Source organism: Actinoplanes oryzae, from assembly GCF_030757795.1.
GTDB lineage: Bacteria > Actinomycetota > Actinomycetes > Mycobacteriales > Micromonosporaceae > Actinoplanes.
The window spans coordinates 1-20,899 of sequence record NZ_JAUQWH010000155.1 but is presented as its reverse complement, the minus strand read 5'-3'; the positions used below and the strand labels follow the sequence as shown (position 1 = coordinate 20,899).

General features: G+C 71.2%; 15 protein-coding genes and 3 pseudogenes. 12 read left to right on the top strand and 6 right to left on the bottom strand.

The annotated features are described in order from the left end of the window. Window positions 1–359: pseudogene (locus RBH18_RS34755) on the top strand (MFS transporter); the annotation flags it as partial. 5 nt (window positions 360–364) lie between these two features. Here RBH18_RS34755 and RBH18_RS34750 read toward each other — a convergent pair. The 3 genes from RBH18_RS34750 to RBH18_RS34740 are packed head-to-tail and all read right to left on the bottom strand — an operon-like array spanning window position 365 to window position 2,732. After that, the gene (locus tag RBH18_RS34750) at window positions 365–1,327 is read right to left on the bottom strand and encodes a DNA polymerase domain-containing protein (RefSeq protein ID WP_306214728.1); all 963 of its coding nucleotides are present in this window, start codon (window positions 1,325–1,327) and stop codon (window positions 365–367) included. After that, complete coding sequence (locus RBH18_RS34745; protein ID WP_306214727.1) at window positions 1,327–1,671, bottom strand: hypothetical protein; 345 nt, start codon at window positions 1,669–1,671, stop codon at window positions 1,327–1,329. Before RBH18_RS34745 ends, RBH18_RS34750 begins: the two co-directional genes overlap by 1 nt. A 20-nt stretch (window positions 1,672–1,691) precedes the next feature. After that, the gene (locus RBH18_RS34740; RefSeq protein WP_306214726.1) at window positions 1,692–2,732 is read right to left on the bottom strand and encodes a LacI family DNA-binding transcriptional regulator; all 1,041 of its coding nucleotides are present in this window, start codon (window positions 2,730–2,732) and stop codon (window positions 1,692–1,694) included. Between the two features lie 214 nt (window positions 2,733–2,946). Between RBH18_RS34740 and RBH18_RS34735 the strand changes: the two genes are divergently transcribed. The 6 genes and pseudogenes from RBH18_RS34735 (at window position 2,947) to RBH18_RS34710 (ending at window position 11,326) form a co-directional block, all read left to right on the top strand. Continuing rightward, window positions 2,947–3,987 (top strand): MerR family transcriptional regulator, encoded by a 1,041-nt coding sequence (locus RBH18_RS34735; RefSeq protein ID WP_306214725.1) that lies wholly within the window; start codon window positions 2,947–2,949, stop codon window positions 3,985–3,987. 106 nt (window positions 3,988–4,093) lie between these two features. Next, window positions 4,094–5,038 (top strand): annotated as a pseudogene (locus tag RBH18_RS34730) (sensor histidine kinase); the annotation flags it as partial. Between the two features lie 66 nt (window positions 5,039–5,104). After that, a pseudogene (locus RBH18_RS34725) lies at window positions 5,105–5,494 on the top strand (response regulator transcription factor); the annotation flags it as partial. Window positions 5,495–5,590: 96 nt separating this feature from the next. Continuing rightward, window positions 5,591–9,838 carry a GH92 family glycosyl hydrolase gene (locus RBH18_RS34720; RefSeq protein ID WP_456237646.1) on the top strand — a complete coding sequence of 1,416 codons (4,248 nt, stop codon included), beginning with the start codon at window positions 5,591–5,593 and terminating at the stop codon, window positions 9,836–9,838. Between the two features lie 62 nt (window positions 9,839–9,900). Further along, a complete protein-coding gene (locus RBH18_RS34715) occupies window positions 9,901–10,320 on the top strand; it encodes a PPOX class F420-dependent oxidoreductase (protein ID WP_306214723.1) in 420 nt (139 codons plus the stop codon). A 34-nt stretch (window positions 10,321–10,354) separates the two neighbouring features. Next, window positions 10,355–11,326, top strand: coding sequence for a MerR family transcriptional regulator (locus tag RBH18_RS34710; RefSeq protein WP_306214722.1), 972 nt, complete (start codon window positions 10,355–10,357; stop codon window positions 11,324–11,326). Here RBH18_RS34710 and RBH18_RS34705 read toward each other — a convergent pair. Both RBH18_RS34705 and RBH18_RS34700 read right to left on the bottom strand, forming a co-directional pair. Beyond that, window positions 11,214–11,972 carry a class I SAM-dependent methyltransferase gene (locus RBH18_RS34705; protein ID WP_372339036.1) on the bottom strand — a complete coding sequence of 253 codons (759 nt, stop codon included), beginning with the start codon at window positions 11,970–11,972 and terminating at the stop codon, window positions 11,214–11,216. The two genes, RBH18_RS34710 and RBH18_RS34705, sit on opposite strands and share 113 nt — an antisense overlap. Window positions 11,973–12,014: 42 nt before the next feature. Beyond that, window positions 12,015–14,741 carry an HD domain-containing protein gene (locus tag RBH18_RS34700; protein ID WP_306214721.1) on the bottom strand — a complete coding sequence of 909 codons (2,727 nt, stop codon included), beginning with the start codon at window positions 14,739–14,741 and terminating at the stop codon, window positions 12,015–12,017. Between the two features lie 75 nt (window positions 14,742–14,816). Between RBH18_RS34700 and RBH18_RS34695 the strand changes: the two genes are divergently transcribed. The 3 genes from RBH18_RS34695 to RBH18_RS34685 all read left to right on the top strand — a co-directional run bounded on the left by RBH18_RS34695 (window position 14,817) and on the right by RBH18_RS34685 (window position 16,181). Then, on the top strand, window positions 14,817–15,209 hold the full coding sequence (locus RBH18_RS34695) for a VOC family protein (RefSeq protein ID WP_306214720.1): 393 nt from the start codon (window positions 14,817–14,819) through the stop codon (window positions 15,207–15,209). A 124-nt stretch (window positions 15,210–15,333) separates the two neighbouring features. After that, entirely contained in the window at window positions 15,334–15,831 is a 498-nt protein-coding gene (locus RBH18_RS34690) for a hypothetical protein (protein ID WP_306214719.1), read from the top strand. 20 nt (window positions 15,832–15,851) lie between these two features. Continuing rightward, window positions 15,852–16,181 (top strand): hypothetical protein, encoded by a 330-nt coding sequence (locus tag RBH18_RS34685; RefSeq protein ID WP_306214718.1) that lies wholly within the window; start codon window positions 15,852–15,854, stop codon window positions 16,179–16,181. Window positions 16,182–16,210: 29 nt separating this feature from the next. On the opposite strand, the gene RBH18_RS34680 is transcribed toward RBH18_RS34685, so the two are convergent. Next, window positions 16,211–18,466: a beta-galactosidase gene (locus tag RBH18_RS34680; RefSeq protein ID WP_306214717.1), complete on the bottom strand. Its 2,256-nt coding sequence runs from the start codon at window positions 18,464–18,466 to the stop codon at window positions 16,211–16,213. Window positions 18,467–18,652: 186 nt separating this feature from the next. Between RBH18_RS34680 and RBH18_RS34675 the strand changes: the two genes are divergently transcribed. Then, window positions 18,653–19,954 carry an ABC transporter substrate-binding protein gene (locus RBH18_RS34675; protein WP_306214716.1) on the top strand — a complete coding sequence of 434 codons (1,302 nt, stop codon included), beginning with the start codon at window positions 18,653–18,655 and terminating at the stop codon, window positions 19,952–19,954. After that, window positions 19,951–20,899 (top strand): carbohydrate ABC transporter permease (locus tag RBH18_RS34670; protein WP_306214715.1); only part of this gene is annotated, 949 nt, incomplete at its 3' end. The genes RBH18_RS34675 and RBH18_RS34670, both read left to right, overlap by 4 nt.

Sequence of the window (20,899 nt, the reverse complement as noted above, 5' to 3'; positions counted from 1 at the left end):
AGACGTTCGCGGGTGTGGCGGCGCTGCTCGTGCCGCTGACCGAACCGGGCGCGGGGCTGGCGGCCTTCGTGGCGGGCATGGCCGGGGTCGTCTTCGGGGTGGTGGGCGGCAACGTGCTCGGCGGCAGCTTCCGCCAGGCCTACTGCCCGCCGGCGCTGCTCGGCAGGGTCGTCACCGGCATGCAGTTCGTCAACCTGGGCACGATCCCGATCGGCGCGGTGCTGGGCGGGGCGCTGGCCACGGCGGCCGGCGTGCGCTGGGCGATCGGCGTGATGAGCATCGCGTACGCCGTCAGCGGCCTGATCATCCTCCTCGGCCCCCTCGCCCGCCGCCGCGACCTGCCCACCGCCCCGGCATGAGGCGGCTACTGCTCGGCGGCCCGTCGCGCCCGCGCCCGGCGCTTTCCTTCGTGCATCGCCGCCACGCGGGCCACGGGGATCGTGTGCCCCTCTGCCACGAGGTCCGCCGGCAGCCGGTAGGGCCCGGGCATCGCCCCGGTCCACGGGTCACCGTCGTCGAGCAGTGCGGGGGCCGTGCGTACGGTGAAGTCGGCGGGCTTGATCTTCCCCAGCCGATCCCACGCGACCGGGAACGAGACGGGCAGCCCGGGCCGCACGCGCGGACTGTAGGCGGCGACCACGCTCGCGCCGCCGGACCGCGTCGCGTCCAGGAAGACCTTGCCGTGCCGGTCCGCGACGATGAACGCCGTCGTCGCGAGGGACGGGTCGAGGCGCTCGGCCCGCGCGGCGACGGCCCGGGTCGCGGCGGCCACGTCCTCCGTACGGTCGGAGCCGTCCAGCGGCACGAAGATGTGCACGCCCTTCGACCCGCTGGTCTTGACGGCGCCGTCGAGTCCCGCGTCGGTGAGCGCGCGGCGGACCAGTTCGGCGGCGCGTACGACCGCAGTGAAGTCGCCGCCCTCGGGCGGGTCCAGGTCCATGATGAGGTGCGTGGGGTGCTCGCGGTCCGCCACGGTCATGAGCGTGGGGTGGTACTCGATCGCGCGCTGGTTGCCGAACCACAGCAGGGTGCGGCGGTCGTTGCACAGGGCGTACGTGATCTCGCGGTGCGACGCCTCCGCCCACACCTCGGTGCGCGGCACCCACTCGGGCGTGTACTTCGGGAGGTTCTTCTGCATGAACCTGTCCTGGCCCCGCAGCACGCGCACCACGGAGAGCGGCCTGTCCCGCAGCACGGCGATCATCGGCTCGCGCACCGCGTCGAGATAGTCGACGAGCTCCCGCTTGGTGACCCCGGCGCCCGGGAAGAGCTCCTCGTCGAGGTTGCTCAGCGAGACACCGGCGCGCTCCTCGCGCGGGGCGGCCATCAGATCGCCCGCACCATGCTGATCGCGGGGATCACCATGACCAGCGTCAGGACGGCGTAGCACCCGCTGGTGAAGAACAGCCCGGCCCGCGTCGCGAGCACCGCAGCGGTGAACGGCAGCACGATCGCGCACATCGCCGCCAGCAGGATCGCCGCGGCCGAGCGCTCGGCGCCGAGCACGCCCCAGCCGAGCAGGAACGGCACGAGCACCAGCCACGCGATCGTCACCACGGTGATGCGCAGGGCGGCCTCGACCCGGCGGGCGGCGGCACGGCGGTCCGCGCGGATCTCCTCGGGTGTCCGGTGCACGACCGGGCGCCGGGTCTGCTCCAACTCGACCGTCACTCCCAGCACTGTAGGGCAGGTCAGGGCGTTGCGCGCGGTGGGCGCTCCCCACTGCCGCGGGGAATCACGCTCGTGGAGATCGTCACCGTGCGGGCCGGCCCGCGGAACCCGCTGATCCGCTCGTGGGCCAGCCGCGCCGCCTCCCGGCCCATCGCCACGGAGTCGTGCGCGACCACCGTGGTCCCGATGACGTCGGCCAGGTCGAAGTCGTCGAAGCCGACCAGCGCCGGCGGGTCGCCGGCGCCGCGCAGCGCGCGGAGGGCGCCCGTGGTGAGCCGGTTGTTCGTGGTGAACAGCGCGGTCGGCGGCTCCGGCAGCGCGAGCAGGTCGCGGACCACCTGCTCGGCGCGGTCCACGTCGTGCACGTCGGTGCGCAGGTAGGGCTCCCAGTCCGCGTTGCCGGCCGCCCGCATCGCCTGCACGAACCCGTCGATGCGGCCCCGCTGCGGCGCCTTGCGGGCCAGGTCGGCGACCAGGGCGACCCGGCGGTGACCGCCCGCGAGCAGGTGCTCGGCCGCGGCCCGGGCGCCGCCCACGTTGTCGATCAGCACGGCGTCGGCGGCGAGCCCGTCCGGCGGCCGGTCCAGGAAGACGAACGGCACGCCCTCGACGGCCAGGTGGTCGTGGCGCTCGCCGCTGGGCACGACGAGCAGGGCCCGGACCCGGCGCTGCAGGAACGCCTCCACCAGCGACCGCTCGAGCTCGGCGTCCTCGTCGTTGTTGGCGGTGACCAGCTGCAGGCCGTGCTGGCGCAGCTCGCGCTCGATGCCGCTGGCCACGGCCGAGTAGAACGGGTTGGTGAGGTCGCCGCTGATCAGCCCGACCAACGCGGAGGTGGCGCCGCGGCGCAGCTCGCGGGCGATGCCGTTGATCCGGTAGCCGAGCCGGTCGGCGGCCTCGCGGACCCGGCGCCCGGTGTCCTCGGCGACGTTGGGCTCGTCGTTCAGGGCGCGGGACGCGGTCTTGAGGCTGACCCCGGCCAGGGCCGCGACCTGGGTGAGCGTCGGCCGGCGTCCGGCCGCCGCGTCGACGAGCCCGTCGCCGGGACGGGATGCGGACATGCTGCTCCGTGTCCTCGCGCTTGGTGAGCCTGCTGGGCTGCAGCCTGCTGGGGAACAGAAGTATGACATCGACGGCCGCCGTGCCCCACCCCGCGGTGCCCGAATCCAGCCGATCGGCGTATTTCGCGCCGTGTGCACCGGGGGCGGCGCTTGACCTTCCCCCCGGGTCAAGGTCCACAGTCGTCGCGTTGTCACCGACGAAGGGATCGGGGAGTTGGAGCTGCTCACGATCGGTGCGTTCGCGCGGGCGGCCCGGCTGTCGCCGAAGGCGCTGCGGCTCTACGACGAGCTGGGGCTGCTGCGCCCGGCGGCGGTGGACGCCGACTCGGGCTACCGCTTCTACGACCCGGCACAGCTGGACCGCGCCCGGCTCGTGGCGTGGATGCGCCGGCTCGGCCTCCCGCTGGCCCGGATCCGCGAGCTCGCGGAGCTGCCGGGTGCCGAGGCCGCCGAGGCGATCACCGCCTGGATGGCGCAGGCCGAGGCGGAACTCGCCGCCCGCGGCCGGCTCGCCGGCTTCCTCGTCGACTACCTCACCGGAAGGGGAGCACCCATGTCCGACACCTCCGCCGCTCTCGGCCTGCGGTTCGCCGCCGGCACCGCGCAGGGCCGGGTCCGCGACACCCACCAGGACCACGCGTACGCGGGCAGCACCCTCCTCGCCGTCGCCGACGGCGGCGGTCCCCACGGGGATCGGGCGGCCGCCGCTGCCGTCGCGGCGTTCCGTGACCTGGCCCCGGAGCTCGCCCCGCTCGAAGCCCTCGACCAGGGTGTCCGGGCCGCCGACGCCGCCGTCCGCGCGCTGCCCCCGGGCGACGACGGAGCCCCGTTCACCACGCTGACGGCGCTCGTCTGGTCGGGCAGCCGCATCGGCGTGGCGCACATCGGCGACAGCCGGGCGTACCTGCTGCGCGGCGGCGAGCTGTCCCGTTTCACCGACGACCACAGCTACGTCCAGCAGCTGGTCGACGCGGGCGAGCTGCCGGCGGCTCAGGCTCTGGCGCACCCCCAGCGACCCCTTCTCGTACGGGCCCTGGGCGCGAGCGGCGAAGCGGACGTCTCCCTGCGCACCGCCCTCCCGGGCGACCGCTACCTGCTGTGCACCGACGGGCTGTGGGCCACGGTGCCGGGGCTGGCCGAGCTGCTCACGGGCACCGATCCCCGGGCGACGGTCGACCGGCTGCTCGCCGCGGCCGACGACGCGGGCGCCCCGGACAACGTCGCCTGCGTGGTCGCCGACGTCGTGCCGGTCTGATCCGCCGCGTACTCCCCGGGGAGTACGGCCGTAGTCCTCCGGGCGTGTCCACAGTGTCGGCTGCGGGAGGACGCGCCCGGCGGGGTTTACCGGAAGCCTCCGAGGCATGAGGATTCCGGGAGAGGCGGAGAGGTGGGCCGTGCGGACGCTGCTGGTGATCGGCTCGGGGCTGACGCTGGTCGGCGTGCCGGCGGGGCTGGCGCTGACCGGCGGGCACGTCGACGGGGCGAGCACGGCGGCGCTCGCGGTGACGCTGGCGGGGCTCGTGCTGCTGCTGGGGCGGTGGCCGGTGGCCGTACTCGTGATCTCGCTCCTGTCCGTGGCGGCGCTGCGCGGTGCGGACCTGATCGGGGTGGGTGCGGTCTGGCCGGCCACCGCGGCGTTCGTGGCCGTGCTGGCGGAGGGGCGCTACCGGATCGCCGTCGTCGCCGGGGCGCTCGCGCTCTGGTACGGCTTCGTCTGGGACCACTACGTGCAGCTCCAGCCCTTCGAGGTCGCCGTGACGCACCTCGGCGTGGAGACGCTGTGGCTGACGGCGGCGCTCGCGGTCACGTACGCCTATGTCAGCACCCGGCGCTGGCAGGACGAGGTCGCCGGGCGGTTGCGGCAGACGCTGGTGCGGCAGGAGGCCGAGGCCCGGCAGCGGCAGGCGGAGGAGCGGGTCGACATCGCGCGCGACCTGCACGACGTCGTGGCGCACACCCTCGCCGTCGTCGGCGTGCACCTGAACGTGGCGCTGGACGCCTTCGACGACGATCCGGCCGAGGCCCGCGCGGCCGTGCGGCTGGCCCAGGACGTGCGTGGCCGCGCCATGGCGGACCTGAGGACGCTCGTGACGGTGCTGCGCCGCGAGCCGGGGCTGGACTCGATCGAGACGCTGGCCGGCCGGGTCCGGGACGCCGGTGTCGACGTCCACGTCACGGAGTCCGGGTCCCGCGCGGACGTGCCGGTGGCAGTCGCCGCGGTCGTGCATCGTGTGGTGCAGGAGTCGCTGACCAATACGCTGCGGCATGCCGGCGCGGGGCGGGTGGAGGTGGCGTTGCACTACGACGCCGGCACGGTGTCGGTGGAGGTCACCGACGACGGGCGGGGCAGCACCGCGGCGGAGGGGCACGGGACGACCTTCGAGACCGACGAGTACGTCTTCTCCGCGCTGGCCGCCGGCGCCGCGGGCTTTCTCACCAAGGAGGTCGAGCCCGACCAGTTGCGCCACGCCGTGCGGGTCGTGGCGGCCGGGGAGGCCCTGCTCTCCCCCAGCGTCACGCGCCGGGTGATCGCCAACGTCACCGCGCCGCGGCCGGCCGGGACCCGCCTGGCGGTGCTGACCCCGCGCGAACGGGAGGTCGTACGGCTGGTGGCCGGCGGGCTGTCGAACGACGAGATCGCCACGGCGCTGCGGATCAGCCCGCTGACCGCGAAGACGCACGTGACGAGGGCGATCACCAAGCTCGGCGTCCGGGACCGCGTCCAGCTGGTGATCCTGGCGTACGAGGACGGGCTCGTATGACATCGATGTCAAACCCATGAAGTCAAGACCTTGATTATTGATGTACTTAGAGCTGACGATGTGTCGCGGATGTTTCCGAGCCCCTGAGGAGACGGCATGCATCGGCCACGATGGAGTGTCGCAATGTTGTCGGTGGGTCTGGTGGCTGCTGGTGTCGCCGTGACTCCCGGTGGACCCGCCCAGGCCGCCGGCACGACGGCGTTCGCGTCGTCGTTCGAGGCGGACGACCCCCAGCCGACCTGGACCGACACCGTCGACGGCGACCGCAGCGGCGGCGTTGACGGCGAGATCACCCACGGGCTGCCCGGCAGCCTCTACGAGCACGTCGTCGAGATCACCGCGAACGCCCAGCCCAACAACAACGAGGGCGTCACCAACCTCAACGACGACAACCCCGAGTCCAAGTGGCTGGTCGACACCCCGACCAGCTGGGCGCAGTACCGGCTGGACACCCCGCAGACCGCCACCTCGTACGCGCTGACCTCGGCGAACGACGCCCCCGAGCGCGACCCGCGGGACTGGACGCTGCAGGGCTCCGCCGACGGCACCACGTGGACCACCGTCGACACGCAGACCGGGCAGACGTTCACGGCGCGGTTCCAGACGAAGACCTACACCGTCGCGAACCCGGGCTCGTACCTCTACTACCGCCTGAGCATCACCGGCCACCCGTCGGGCAACCTCACCCAGCTCGCCGATCTCGACCTCGCCGGCGCGGACGTCCCGCCGCCGGGCGACGCCGTGCCGGTGCGCAGCCGGATCGGCAACGGCCCGGCCAGCTCGCCGACCGCGAAGGGCGGCGTCGGCTACACGGGTCTCAAGGCGTTCCAGCTCTCCGGCCGGCAGACGACCGAGGGGCGCGGGTACTCGTACAACAAGGTGTTCGACGTCGACGTGAAGGTCACCTCGGACACCGAGCTGTCGTACCTCGTCTTCCCCGAGTACAACCGGAAGGACGCGAGCAACCCGGCCACCTACACGGCCGTGGACCTGGCGTTCACCGACGGCACGTACCTGTCGGGCCTGGGCGCGGTCGACCAGAACGGCTTCGTCGTCAGCCCGTCCGCGCAGGGCAAGTCGCAGTCGCTCTACACCTCGCAGTGGAACAAGCGGACCACCCGCCTCGGCGACGTGGCGAAGGGCAAGACGATCGACCGCATCCTGGTCGGCTACGACAAGCCGTCCGGCACCAAGGACTCGGCCTTCCGCGCCTGGTTCGACGACATCGCGCTCACCGAGGTCGCGCCGGCGAAGCCCCGGGCCCACCTCTCCGAGTACGCGGAGACGCGGCGCGGCACGCAGTCGTCCGGCGGCTTCTCGCGGGGCAACAACTTCCCCGCCACCGCCGTCCCGCACGGGTTCAACTTCTGGACCCCGGTGACCGATGCGGCATCGACCAGCTGGCTGTACGAGTACCACCAGGGCAACAACGAGCAGAACCGCCCCGAGCTGCAGGCGTTCTCGGCCAGCCACGAGCCCAGCCCGTGGATGGGTGACCGGCAGACGTTCCAGGTCATGCCGTCGGTCGCCGCCGGCACCCCGGACGCGAACCGCGAGAACCGCGCGCTCTCGTTCACGCACGACAACGAGGTCGCCAAGCCGTACTACTACGGCGTCACGTTCGACAACGGGCTCACGACCGAGCTCGCACCGACCGACCACGCCGCGCTGTTCAAGTTCACGTTCCCCGACGAGAACGCCAACCTCGTCTTCGACAACGTGAACGGGAACTCCGGCCTGACCATCGACGCCGCGAACAACGCGGTCAGCGGCTGGTCGGACGTCAACAGCGGCGGCCTCTCCGCCGGCTGGACGCGCATGTTCATGTACGCAACCATCGACGCCCCGGTCACCGCGAGCGGCATGCTGCCGACGGGCAACCGGCCGTCCACCGGCTACGTGAAGGTGAACGCGGGCGAGGACAAGACGGTCACCATGCGGATCGCGACGTCACTGATCAGCGTGGCGCAGGCGAAGCACAACCTGGAGCTCGAGCTCGCGGGCGACGCGACGCTGGCGTCCGTACGGGATCAGGCGCAGCGCGCGTGGGACGCCAAGATGAAGACCGTCGAGGTCGAGGGCGCGAGCGAGGACCAGCTCGTGACGCTCTACTCGAACCTGTACCGGCTGTTCCTCTACCCGAACTCGGCCTACGAGAACACGGGCACCGCCGCGGACCCGGTCTACAAGCACACCGTGCAGTCCGCGGTGAGCAGCCCGGCGAGCACGCCGACCGAGACCGGCGCACCGGTCAAGGACGGCAAGGTGTACGTGAACAACGGCTTCTGGGACACGTACCGCACCACGTGGCCGGCCTACTCGCTGCTCACTCCCTCGGAGGCCGGCGAGATGGTCGACGGGTTCGTGCAGCAGTACCGGGACGGCGGCTGGATCTCGCGGTGGTCGGCGCCGGGCTACGCCAACCTCATGGTCGGCACGAGCTCGGATGTCGCCTTCGCGGACGCGTACCTGAAGGGCGTACCGGTCAAGGATCTGGAGGCCACCTATCAGGCCGCGGTGAAGAACGCGACCGTGACCCCGCCGAACGACAACGTGGGCCGCAAGGCCCTGGCCAGCTCGATCTTCAAGGGCTACACGCCGCTCGACCAGACCGGCGAGGCCATGAGCTGGGCGATGGACGGCTACATCAACGACTACGGCATCGCGAACATGGCCGCGGCGCTCGCGAAGAAGGGCGGCCCCAAGGCCCAGGAGTACGCCGAGCAGGCCGAGTACTTCAAGAACCGCGCCCTGAACTACGTGAACATGTTCGACCCGTCGGTCGGCTTCTTCCAGGGTAAGGACAGCAGCGGCAAGTGGCGCTGGACGCCGGAGCAGTACAGCCCCGAGGTGTGGGGCTACGACTACACCGAGACCGACGGCTGGAACATGGCGTTCCATGCGCCGCAGGACGGTCAGGGCCTCGCCAACCTCTACGGCGGCAAGGACGGGCTGGCGGACAAGCTCGACAAGTTCTTCGCCACCCCCGAGACGGCGCAGTACCCGGGCTCGTACCCCGGCGTGATCCACGAGATGATCGAGGCCCGCGACGTCCGGATGGGCCAGTGGGGCTTCAGCAACCAGCCGTCGCACCACATCCCCTACATGTACGACTACGCCGGCCAGCCGTCGAAGGCGCAGGCGATCGTGCGTGAGGCGCTGTCCCGGCTCTACCTGGGCAGCGAGATCGGCCAGGGCTACCCGGGCGACGAGGACAACGGCGAGATGAGCGCCTGGTACGTGTTCAGCGCGCTCGGCTTCTACCCGCTGCAGATGGGCAACCCCGAGTACGCCATCGGCTCGCCGCTGTTCAAGAAGGCGACGATCAACCTGGAGAACGGCAAGAAGATCGTCGTCAACGCCCCCGGCAACAGTGCCAAGAACGTGTACGTGCAGTCGCTCAAGGTGAACGGGAAGGCGTACACGTCGACGTCGCTCCCCCACTCGCTGCTCGCGAACGGCGCGACGCTGGACTTCTCGATGGGCTCGTCGCCGTCGAAGTGGGGCACGGGCGCCGACGCGGCACCGCCGTCGATCACCACCGGCGACGCCGTGCCGAACCCGTTGCGGGACCTGACCAAGCCGGGCGGGGCGTCCTCCGCGCCGGAGCTGGTCGACGACACGAGTGCCACGCAGGCGTCGCTGTCCACGTGGACCTACCAGTTCGACTCCGGCTCGCAGGCCGACTACTACACCCTCACCTCGGGGGCGGCGGCCGGCGATCCGGCGGCGTGGACGCTGTCGGGCTCCTACGACGGCACGACGTGGACGACGATCGACTCGCGCTCCGGCGTGACGTTCGACTGGCGCAAGCAGACCAAGCCGTTCAAGATCACGTCGCCGGGGCACTACACGCACTACAAGCTCTCGCTGCAGGGTAGTGCGACGCTGTCGGAGATCGAGCTGCTCGGCAAGCCGGCGACGGCCTGCACCACGACCATCGCCGACAAGGTGGTGGGCGCGGTGACGGTCAAGTCGGGCACCACCTGCATCACCGGCGACGCCACGGTCACCGGCCTGGTCACCGTCGCGAAGGGCGCGTCGCTGCGCGTCGAGGGCGCCACGCTCAAGGCGGCCGTGACCGCCACGGGCGCGGGCTCGGTCTCGCTGCGGGGCGCCACGGTCACCGGCCCGGTGACGATCACCGGCTCGGGTCCCGTCCAGGTCGAGCAGTCGACCCTGAAGGCGGGCGCCACCCTGCTGAACAACAAGACCGCCACGGTCCTCGCGGCCGACACGGTCAGCGGCATCCTCACCTGCGCCGGCAACCAGCCGGCGCCGGTCAACAACGGCCTGCCCGTCGCGGGCAAGCCGCTGCGCCTGGGTCAGTGCGCCAAGCTCTGACAGTGCGGTGACGAACGCCGCGGTCCCGGTCGTCCGGGGCCGCGGCGTTCTACATTGGGCACATGTCCGATGACGATCTGTGGGCCGCCGTCGAGGCGGGCACCCTCTGCACCCTGGCGACCATCAAGAAGGACGGCCGCCCCCAGCTCTCCGACGTCAGCTACACCGCCGCCGACCGGACCCTGCGCATCTCCACCCGGGCCGGCCTGGCCAAGGTGCACAACCTGCGCCGCGACCCCCGGGGCACGATCCGCGTCGGCCCACCCGGCGGCGGTTACGTGGCGGCCGAGGTGACGGCGTCGTTCTCCCCGCCCTCCCTTTCGGAAGACGACGCCACCGTCGAGGAACTGATCGAGATCTACCGCCTGATCGCCGGCCAGGACCACCCGGACTGGAACGACTACCGCCGAGCCATGGTCGCCGACGGCCGCCTGATCCTGCGCCTCGAGGTCGAGCGCCTCTACGGCTGGCTCGGCGCTTGACCCGTACCTCCGGGTGCGGGTTTAGGGTCGCGGCATGCGGGTGGGTGAGCTGGCGCGCCGGACCGGGACGACCGTGCGGGCGTTGCGCTACTACGAGGCGGCCGGGCTGGTCGTGCCACGGCGGCTGAGCAACGGCTACCGGGAGTACGAGCCGATCGCCGTACGGCAGGTCGCGCAGATCCGGGAACTCATGGCGCTGGGCCTGGCCGTGGAGGAGACGCGCCCGTTCGTCGAGTCGATCGCGGACGGCGACGACGTGTGCGCGGCCGCCGTGGCCACCTTCCGCAGCACGGTGACCAGCCTGCAGCGCCGCATCGGCGAGCTGACCGCCCAGCGCGACGCGCTCGACGCCCGCATCGACGAGGCGGTCCGGCAAGTGGTGCGCGGCCCCCGCACCTCCGGCGCCGTGCCGTCGGCCGGCTCGGCCCTGCCCCCGCTGTCCTTCTACGCCACCGACGGGCGGCCCGTGCACCTGCACGCACTCGGCAGCGGCCGGACCGTCATCTTCGTCTACCCGCTGACCGGCCGTCCGGGGGTGGACCTGCCCCGCGGGCTGCTCGAGGTGCACGGCGCGCGGGGCAGCACCGATCAGGCGGCCTGGCTCCGCGACCATCACGCGGAACTGCTCGCCGCCGGCGCCGACCGGGTGTACGGGCTCTCCGCGCAATCGACCGGCTATCAGCGCGAGCTCGTGCATCGGCTGCGCCTGCCGTACCCGCTGATCCCCGATCCGCGGCTGAACCTGGCCACCGCCGCCGGGCTGCCCACCCACAGCGCCCGCGACCTGACCCTCTACGAGCGGCTGACCCTCGTGGTGCGCGACGACGTGATCGAGCACGTCTTCCACCCGATCCCGGACCCGGCCGCGCACGCCCTCGAGGTCCTGCGATGGCTCACGGCCGTCCCACGACCAGTCTCAGGGACCCGGCAAACGAGTGCTGCGTCCGCAGGTGGCCGTGCCGGGCGTCCCAGGCGCCGGATGTCAGATCGGCTCGCAGCCGGGTGACCGCGGCTTCCGGGTCGTCCACGAAGTTCCAGGCGGACTGGGCTGCCCGCACCCGCGGGTCGAGCAGCTCCTCCGGGCGCGCATAGAACGCCTCGGCGAACCCGTCGGCACAATCGATCGGGATCGGTACGTCCACCACCTCCGACCGGTCACCGATCGCAGCGGCGATGTCCCCTATCCGCGGGTAGCGACGGCGCTCCTCGGCGATCAGCTGCGGCGCGTACTCCGCCAGCCAGAACCGGTCCAGCGCGTCCCCGTCGAAGGTCAGCACCACCACGGCCCCCCGCGCGACGCGACGTAGCTCGGCCAGCCCTCGAGCCGGATCCGACCATTGATGCACCGTCACGGTCGCGAGCGCTGCGTCGAAACTGTCATCGTCGAAAGGCAGATCTTCCGCGTACGCCCGGAGCGCCGGCGCCGCCGTGGCCGGCCGCTGGGCGCGCATCCGGGCGGACGGCTCAACCGCGAGGACGTACCTGTCGCCGGGCTCGTAGGAGCCGGCGCCGGCCCCGACATTGAGGACGGTCCGCGCGTCGCCGAGCTCGTCCTGGATCAGCGCGGCAATGCGGGGATCGGTGCGCCGCTGGACCGCGTACCCGTGGCCCGTGCTCTCGTAGTCGACATCGCCGCCCGGTGTGAGAATCATGCGGCCGACCGTAGACCCGCACCCCGGGGTCCGGGTCAAGCCTTAGCGTTGAGGGCTGGGACACCGCATCCGGACGGCCGTCACCCGGATTCCGCGACCGTCACGGGTGGGCAGGACCGGTCGCCGGTCCCGTCCGTCGGTCACGTGCAGCGCCTCCATGCCCGCGACGGCAGTCGCGACACCGATGCCCCAGGTCTCCGCGATGGTCCTCACCACCAGTCCGGGAGTGCCGAAGTTGCCGGTGTCGTACCACCAGGACCGCACGTCCCACCCCGAGTCACGCTCGATCACGTCGGCGAACGACTCGTCGCGGGGCCTCGGCAGCACTTCCTCCGGGAACAGCCACATGGGGTTCAGTCCGACGAAGAGGACGTGGTCGGGCGGATCGACGTCGCGGCCGTCCCACGTACGAAAGGTCATCTTGTGAGTGGCCGATACCTGCGACGGCTCGATGGTGCTCCGGGACAGCAGCAGGATCTCCGACTTGCCGGAGAGCCATGAACGCAGTCCCTCACGGTCGAGCGGTCCCTCCGCCGATTCCGCGCACGGAGCCATCGGAGCTTGAGCGCCCCAGCCCCGGGCCACCACGCCCGCCATCCGGCGTTCCCGATGATGCGATCCGGGACTGGTGGCGGCGTCCTCCGCCTGAGCATCCAGCCAGCGGTGCAGCTCAGCGAGGTCGAAGGTCGGGAAGGAGCGGAGTCGATCAGCGGTCAACGGTTCGCCGATGAAGGCCCCCATGCAGGATTCGAGCTCGCCCGAGTGGAACCCCCCGACATAGACGTGGCCCTCCAACTGCCGGAACCACCTCATGTCCGGGTAGACGTTCTCCCATCCGGTGGCGAGCATGGCCCGCCCAGTCACCGCTCCCGAGGAGTCCAGCACCACCTCGGCACGATCCGCGAACAGCCGTTCGTAGCCGTCGATCATGAGCCGGTCGAGCTGCGCCGCCTCCTCCCGCCAGTACAGTCGGCGGAACAACTCGGCGGAGGGGATGGTGAGCCAGTCACCGCCCCGGATGACGGTCACCGGCGACGGATCGTCCGGGCCCTGTGCCGTGATGTCCACGTCACTCAGCGCACACAGCTTGGCGATCCTGCCGTGCAGGAGCTGAGTGTGGCTCAGCCGCCGCTGATCCGTCTTGAAGAGGCCGTCGAGCGAACGAGGATCCTCCCTCAATCTCAACCGCACCTCCGTCCCCCAGGCTCGAAGACGCTCGGCCGGTTCGGCGAGGCGCAGAATCGGCCTGCCGCCCACCCCGTCGGCAAACTCCAGGAGATGGGTGGTGGCCAGGGCCTCGCCGTACGCGAGACTGCGGACCTGCACCTGGTCCGCGACCATGAACACCGCGAAGAACCCGATCCCGAATCGACCGGTGGGCCGGAAGGTCCGGGTGGGTGGATCGGGAAGGTCGTTCATCAGATGTGACCGCCAGTGCGACCGGCCGAAGTCGGTCAGGGCCGTCACCATGGTCTCGCGCGACATTCCGATGCCGCGATCGGTCACGGTGAGCCACCAGTGCCCGTCCTCCTGCCGCAGATCGACGTGCACCGGGCTTTCCGCGGCGTCGTCTATCAGTCTGCGGGCCTTCGTGGCGTCGGATGCATTGGCGACCAGCTCCCGGAGAGCGATCTCGGGCCGATGTCCGTACAGGTCCTCGCCGCCGAGATTGGCGATGAGACCGACCGCATCGGTCACTCTCAGCTTGGCATCGATCGGTTCCCACCCGGAGGTGTGGATGTACTTGGCAAGGCGCTGAGGCGAGTCCGCACCGGCCACTGCGCGCACGGGGAACCGTGGGCGGCCGAGATCCGCGCACAAGGCATCGACACGACGCAGCTCGTCATCGATCGACCGGATCGTTTCCTGGGCGAGCCACCACGCGTTCGACTCCTCGCGCCGGAACGGCTCCGTCGCGGTGTAGACCAGCCGGTCGCCCTCTACGCGCGGCCGGGTGAGACGGCCCTGGAAGTACCAGTGGCTGTGCGCGTCCCCTGACGGCCGCCGATAGGCATGCAGATAGACCGGTGCCCGGCGCTGATCGATGTGCGCGATGTCGGCAAGCCGGAGAACACAGGCAATCTTGAGCGGGTCGACCTCCCAGTGCGGCGGATGGTCGACCGAGGACCCACGGCGCTGATCCAGGCCAGCCAGATCCGCCACGTCCTCGCCGTGGCTCGCGGCCACCCGCCCGATGAGCGCCCCGAAGGTATGCCGGAGCTGCACATTCTCCAGAAGGTAGAAGGGCTGTCCGTCAGGCGTCCGGAAGACCTCCGCGACGAGGCGCTCGGCAGCACCGGCATGCAACCGGCGTACCAGCTCGCACAGGGCCTCGGTCCGTGCCAGTTGCTCAGCCTTCGCCCTCTCGATCGCATCGCCGGGCGCTGTCTGCCGCTCGAGCGCAGCCTGCAGCAACCCGGGATATCGGCGGTCCCTTTCCAGTGATTCGAGACCCTGCGGAAGCACACTCAAAGCCATGCCCAGGTCATGCATCAGAAATGCCCCGCCGAGCACGAACGCTTCGGCCGGATTGAGGGGAAAATCGGGACCACAGAGGAGCGAGGCGGTGTCCCAGAGCGCGTCAGCATGAGCGATGGAATGATCCGTGAACGAAGGCATGGTTCGCCCGACCTCACCGGCCAGGTGTGCAACGGCTTCCCGGAACCGTAGGTACACGCCGGTCATGGTCGCTTTTGCCGCCATGCCTTCCGCGCCCGGGGAACCGAGCGTTCTGCGCCACAGCTGCGTCTCTTCGAATGCCTCCGGCATGGGGGTACCGCCCGCTTCGTCTCGGTGGCGAACAACTTCCACTCTAGGGACGACGGACTGCCTTATCCTCCGGCCATGGCCCGACTGAAGGACATCGTCATCGACTGCGAGCGGCCGGCGTCGCTCGCTCGGTTCTGGATCGCCGTGCTCGACGGGTACGCCGTCGCGCCGTACTCGGAGGAGGATCTGGCCTCGCTGCGGGCGCGCGGGCTGAGCGGGCCGGAGGACGATCCGGCCGTGCTCCTGCTGCCGGGCCCGGACGGCGGGCCGCGGGTGTGGTGCACCAAGGTGCCCGAGGGCAAGACCGTGAAGAACCGGGTGCACCTGGACCTGGAAGCGGCGGAGCCGGTGATGGAGCTGGTCCGGCTGCTCGCCATCGGCGCGCAGGCGGCCTGGGAGACCGACGGCCTGTGGGTCCTCACCGACCCCGAGGGCAACGAGTTCTGTCTGCTCAAAGATCCCGCTTGATGACCCTCGTCCATGCTGCCCCGGTGCGGGATTGGCGATCCTCATAGAACTTCGTGCGGGGCTAGTCGCGTCGCTAGCCTCGCCTCATGGTCATTCACATCTCTGCCGGCCGCGAGTCCATCGCATGAGTTCAGCGCTTCTGACGATGTCTCCGCCCGAGGAGGCCGACACGATGAGTTCCGAGCCCTTTGACGCCGTGCCCTTCTCGGAGCTGCTGTACCGGCCCACCGAGACGACGGAGCGCCTCTCCCGCACGCGAGCTCTGCGGCTGGTGAGGTCCGGGGACGACGACCTCGTCCTGATGCCGGCGGACCGCGCCGAGGCCGAGCGGGAATTCATGAGTCTCGCCGTCCGCGTCCTGGCCGCGGTCATCGAGCAGGTGCCGGACGCCGTCCACAGGTTGCTGCCGACGGCTCTGCCCTGGATGCGGCACCTCACCTCGAACGGAGCGCGCCAGTTCGGGACGCAGTTCGCCGCGGTGGCGCGAGCGGGCGACGCCGCGGCGGCGTCGCAACTGGTGATCGAGTGGCGGCACACCGCCGAGATCTATGCCGATCCGGAGCTGCACCGGGCGCTTTCCGCCAACTTCACCGGAAACTTCGGCGAGGTGCCCCGGCCGTGACGAGGAAGCGAGGAGATCGAGTGGCGCCTCCCCCGGCGCCGGGCGGCTGGGTGCTCCGCTTCGCGAACAACGACGCGGCCCGGGGCTGGGAGGCATTGTGCCGTCAAGCGGCGGGAAACACGAGGAAGGCGTTCGAGACGATCGAGGCCGACCCGTGTCCCCGTCAGCACGCTTCGCGGCACCACCCGTTGCGGGACGAACTTGCCACTGCTCGCTACGGCGGCAAGCCGATGCCGCACTGGCAGTACGAGGTGACCGCCGCCGGCCGGGTCTGGTACCTCATCGATGAGGAACGGCGAACCTGCTGGTTGACGCTCGCCGTGACCGGCCACCCCAAGGCCACCGGGTGAGGGTGGCCCCGGGGTGGTGAGCGGGCCGGTCAGGCGGCTTCGTGCCAGGTGCGGCGGCCGATGACGCGGATGTCGTCGACCGCCAGGAGCTGGCCCTCGGCGGCCAGGAGGCGGTCGCGGGCGTCGGCCGGGAGGTGGACCGCCGAGACCGTGGCCAGCGGCAGGATGTGCAGGGTGACCTCGCTGCCGGGGCGGTAGCCCGCGTCGCGGAGGTTGATCTGCCAGCGGGCGCCGTCCCAGAAGCGGTCCGTGGCGACCCTTCCGTCGACGTGGAGTTCGGCGACGTCGCCGGCCCAGGCGATGTCGAGGTGGGTGTCGAGGCCGGGGTCGTCGACCCAGGCGGGCAGGGCGAGGCGGTGGACGGCGGCCAGGTCGGCGAAGACGGACCGGGCCGGGGCTGACTGGCGGCCGTCGTGCTTGCCGTACTCGACGGGGACCGTGGCGGCGGCCGGGCGGACGAGGTCCCATGATGCCGTGCCGGCGTGCGCGGTGCCGGCCGGCGGGGTCAGGGGCAGGTCCGTGAAGGCGCGTGCGGCCGGGTCGTAGACGAGCACCTGCGGGGTGTCGGCAGCGCGGGCGGTCACCTTGCCGTCGGGACCCCAGAAGAGCTCGTCGGCGCTCAGGAGGAGGCGGTCGCCGTCGACCCAGGCGGTGGTGGCCGTGGCCGCGTCCAGGACGAGGAGGTCGAGCGGGCCCGCGGCGGTGTCCAGGCGGGTCGGCGTGAGGCTCGGCGAGACGTCGCGGGGGTCCGCCCCGGACACCGCCACCTCGACCGGGATCCCTTCCTCGGCGGTGAGGACCAGGGTGGGGACCGCGCCGGGCAGCAGCGTCAGCGCCGAGGCCGTGGCGTACCGGAGGCCGTGCAGGTTGATCGGCCAGCGGGCCAGGGTGCCGTACGGGATGTCGATCGGGCGCGAGGGGAACACCAGCGGCCCGTCGCCGAGGTCGACCGAGAACTGCGCGCCGCGGTAGGTGTCGAGCGGGAAGTGCGGCTGGTGCCAGGCGATGAAGAGGAAGCCGCTCGTGCCGTCGGAGCGCAGGGCCCAGCGCAGGGTCGTCGTGTCCTCGACCCCGTTCGGGCGTACGTCCGGCAGCGTCGACGGCATCTCGGCCAGGGCGGGTCCGAAGGCGGCAAGGAAGGCGTGCTGGCGGCGCAGCAGCTCGTACGCCGGGGAGGCGAGACCGGCCTCGCCCAGCGGCGCGTGGAAGTCGTACCCCAGTCGTTGCATGTCGTTGGGGTAGCCGGTGGCGTGGGACTCCTGCATGCCGTGGTCGCCGTGCGGGTTGGTGCCGCCGGCGTACATGTAGTAGCCCTGCCAGGCCGAGCCGTTGCCGATCTTGGTGTGGCCGACCGTGGCGGTGTCGAGGCCCGAGGGGCGGGGGCGGCGGTGGTAGGCCGTGCCCATGCCGCCGGCGAGCTCGCAGGTGGCCGGTGGGAAGAGGTCGGACGGGACGCGGGGGCCGCCCTGGGCCGCGGCGATGTTCTGCGCGCGGCGCACGTCGGCGCCGATGCCCGGGTCGTCCCAGACGTGCGAGAAGAAGTAGTGGTCGCGGAAGGTGGGCGCCCAGTCGGCCTCGGCGTCGACCCAGAAGCCGTCGCCGTAGCCGCCGTAGAGGGGCAGCACCTCCTCGGGCGGCAGCTCCGCGCTGTCCCAGGCGGTGGCGGTCCAGAGCGGCGCCGCCATGCCGGCCTCACGGGCCATGCGCTTGAGCGTGAGGATGTGGCCCGGCTCGGTGTAGAGCTCGTTCTCGATCTGGATGCCCAGCAGCTCGCGGCCGTTCAGGTGCCCCGCCAAGGTGGCGAACCACTCGGCCACGACGTCCAGGTACGCCGGATCGTCCGTCCGATGCCGCACCGGCAGGGCCTGCACCCAGTCGGGGAACCCGCCGTTGCGGCTCTCGGAGTGCACCCACGGCCCGATCCGCAGGATGATGTCGAGCCCCGCCTCCGCGCACGCGTCGACGAACGCCGCCACGTCGAGATTGCCGTCGAAGCGCGGCTCGCCGCGGTGCTCGACGTGGTGCAGCCAGAAGACGTAGCTGGCCACCACGGTGACGCCGCCGGCGCGCATCTGGCGCAGGCGCTCGGCCCAGCGGTCGCGGGGGACGCGGCTGTAGTGCATCTCGCCGGAGACCGGGATGACCGGCGACCCGTCGCGCAGCAGGGAGCGGCTGGTCAGGGCGATGCCGGGGCGGACGTCCTCGTCGTTGCTCATGCGCGGGCGGCGCAGGGGGCTCGTCCAGGGCTGGTGCCGCGCGGTGAGCGGCGGGCGTTCGTGAGTCAACGAGGACCCCTTATGACTCATGGCCTGTAACCGGTCACAGGCAACTTCGCCGCACGATACACCGGCGTTACCTGGTGGAATCAAGGTCTTGACATCCACGTAAACGAGGCTCACTGTAACCGGTCACAGGCACCTGTCCGGACGTCCTTCTCCGGGCCGGGGGGCCTGAATGATCGAGGAGGATCGTTGAAGAAGACTCTCGCCGGCGTGCTCGCCGCTTCCCTTCTGCTCCTGACAGCCGCGTGCGGCGGCGGCTCCGACGACGACAGCAGCACCGAGGCCACCGGGCCGGTCGAGCTCTCGTACTGGACCTGGACCCCGAACATGGACAAGGTCGTCGAGACCTGGAACGCCGCGCACCCCGACATCAAGGTCACGGTCAACAAGCAGGACGGCGGCGACCCCGCGGTGACCAAGCTGCTCACCGCGATCAAGGCCGGCAGCGGCGCGCCCGACATCATGCAGGCCGAGTACCAGAAGATCCCGACGCTCGTCTCGGCGGACGCGCTCGCCGACATCAAGGACGAGGCCGGCTCGCTCAAGGACAAGTTCCCCGAGGCGAACTGGACGTCGGTCACCGTGGGCAGCGACTCCGTCTATGCGGTGCCGCAGGACAACGCGCCCCTGATGTTCTTCTACCGCAAGGACGTCTTCGACAAGCTCGGGCTGGCGGCCCCCAAGACCTGGGACGAGTACGCCGACGCGGCCCGCAAGGTCCACCAGGCGAACGCGAAGCAGTACCTCGGCACCTTCTCCGCCGCCGACGCCGGCCAGTTCGCCGGGCTCGCGCAGCAGGCCGGCGCCTCCTGGTGGAGCGTCAACGGCGACACCTGGAACGTCAACATCAACGACGCCGCGACGCAGAAGGTCGCCGGCTTCTGGGGCGGCCTCGTGCAGGAGGGCGCCATCCTGAACACCCCGCAGTACACGCCGGAGTGGAACGCGGCGCTCAACGACGGCTCGCAGGTCGGCTGGGTCTCCGCCGTCTGGGCGCCGGGCGTGCTCGAGGGCAACGCCGGCGACACCAAGGGCAAGTGGGCCGCCGCGCCGATGCCGCAGTGGGACACCGCCGCGCCGAAGACCGGCAACTGGGGCGGCTCCGCGACCGCGGTGACCACCCAGAGCAAGCACAAGAAGCAGGCCGCCGAGTTCATCCAGTGGCTCAACACCGACCCCGCGGCGCTGAAGCTGCTCGCCGGCACGGCCAACATCTACCCCGCCGCGCTGGACTCGTCCGCCGCCCTGTCCAGCCCGCCGGCTTTCTTCGCCGACCAGGCCGACTTCTACACGATCGCGGCCGACGCGGCGAAGCAGGGCAACCCGTTCACGTACGGGCCCAACGTCAATGTCGCGTACAGCGCCTTCAACGACGCGTTCGGCAAGGCCGCCGAGGCCAAGCAGAGCGCGCAGTTCACGGCGGCGCTGGCCACCATGCAGCAGCAGACGCTCGACGACATGAAGAACACCGGCTTCAAGGTCGCGGGATGACCACGGTCCCCGCCACCGGGCAAGTGATCGCGGAAAGGTCCGTCGCCACCCCGGCGGCGGGCCGCCCCCGGCGCGGCAGGCGCACCGGCACCCCGTACGCCTTCCTCGCCCCCGCCCTCGTGCTCTTCGCCGCGTTCCTCGGGGCACCGATCGTGTACGCGGCCTACCTCAGCCTCCGCAAGGTGCAGGTCAAGGGGCTCGGGCTGGGCTCGGGTTCGCGCTCCGAGGTCTGGGCGGGACTCGAGAACTACGTCCGCTCGGTGACCGACGCGGAGTTCCTCCCGAGCGTGGGCCGGATCGGGGCGTACGGGCTGATCGTCGTACCCGTGATGCTCGGTCTTGCCCTGCTCTTCGCCCTGCTGCTCGATGCCGGGCGCACCCGTGCCGGCGGCTTCGCCCGGACGGCGATCTTCCTGCCCTACGCGGTGCCGGCCGTGGTCGCCTCGCTGTTGTGGGGCTTCCTCTATCTGCCGCGCATCAGCCCGCTCAACGACATCCTCGAGGGCTCCGGCCTCGGCTCGCCCAACCTGCTCGGCTCCTCGTGGATCCTCTACGCGGTCGCCAACATCGCGATCTGGGGCGGGACCGGCTTCAACATGATCGTGCTCTACACGGCGCTCAAGGCCATCCCCCAGGACATGTACGAGGCCGCGCGGCTCGACGGCGCCTCGGACGTCCAGATCGCGTGGCGCATCAAGATCCCGATCATCGCGCCCTCGCTCGTGATGACCTTCGTCTTCTCGCTCATCGCCACGCTGCAGGTCTTCGCCGAGCCGATGACCCTGCGCCCGCTGAGCAACACGATCTCGGCGACCTGGACCCCGCTCATGAAGGTCTACCGGGACGCGTTCATCCGCAACGACATCTACTCCGCGGCGGCCACCTCGGTGATCATCGCCGTCGCGACGTTCGCGCTGTCCTTCGGCTTCCTCAAGCTCGTCGGGT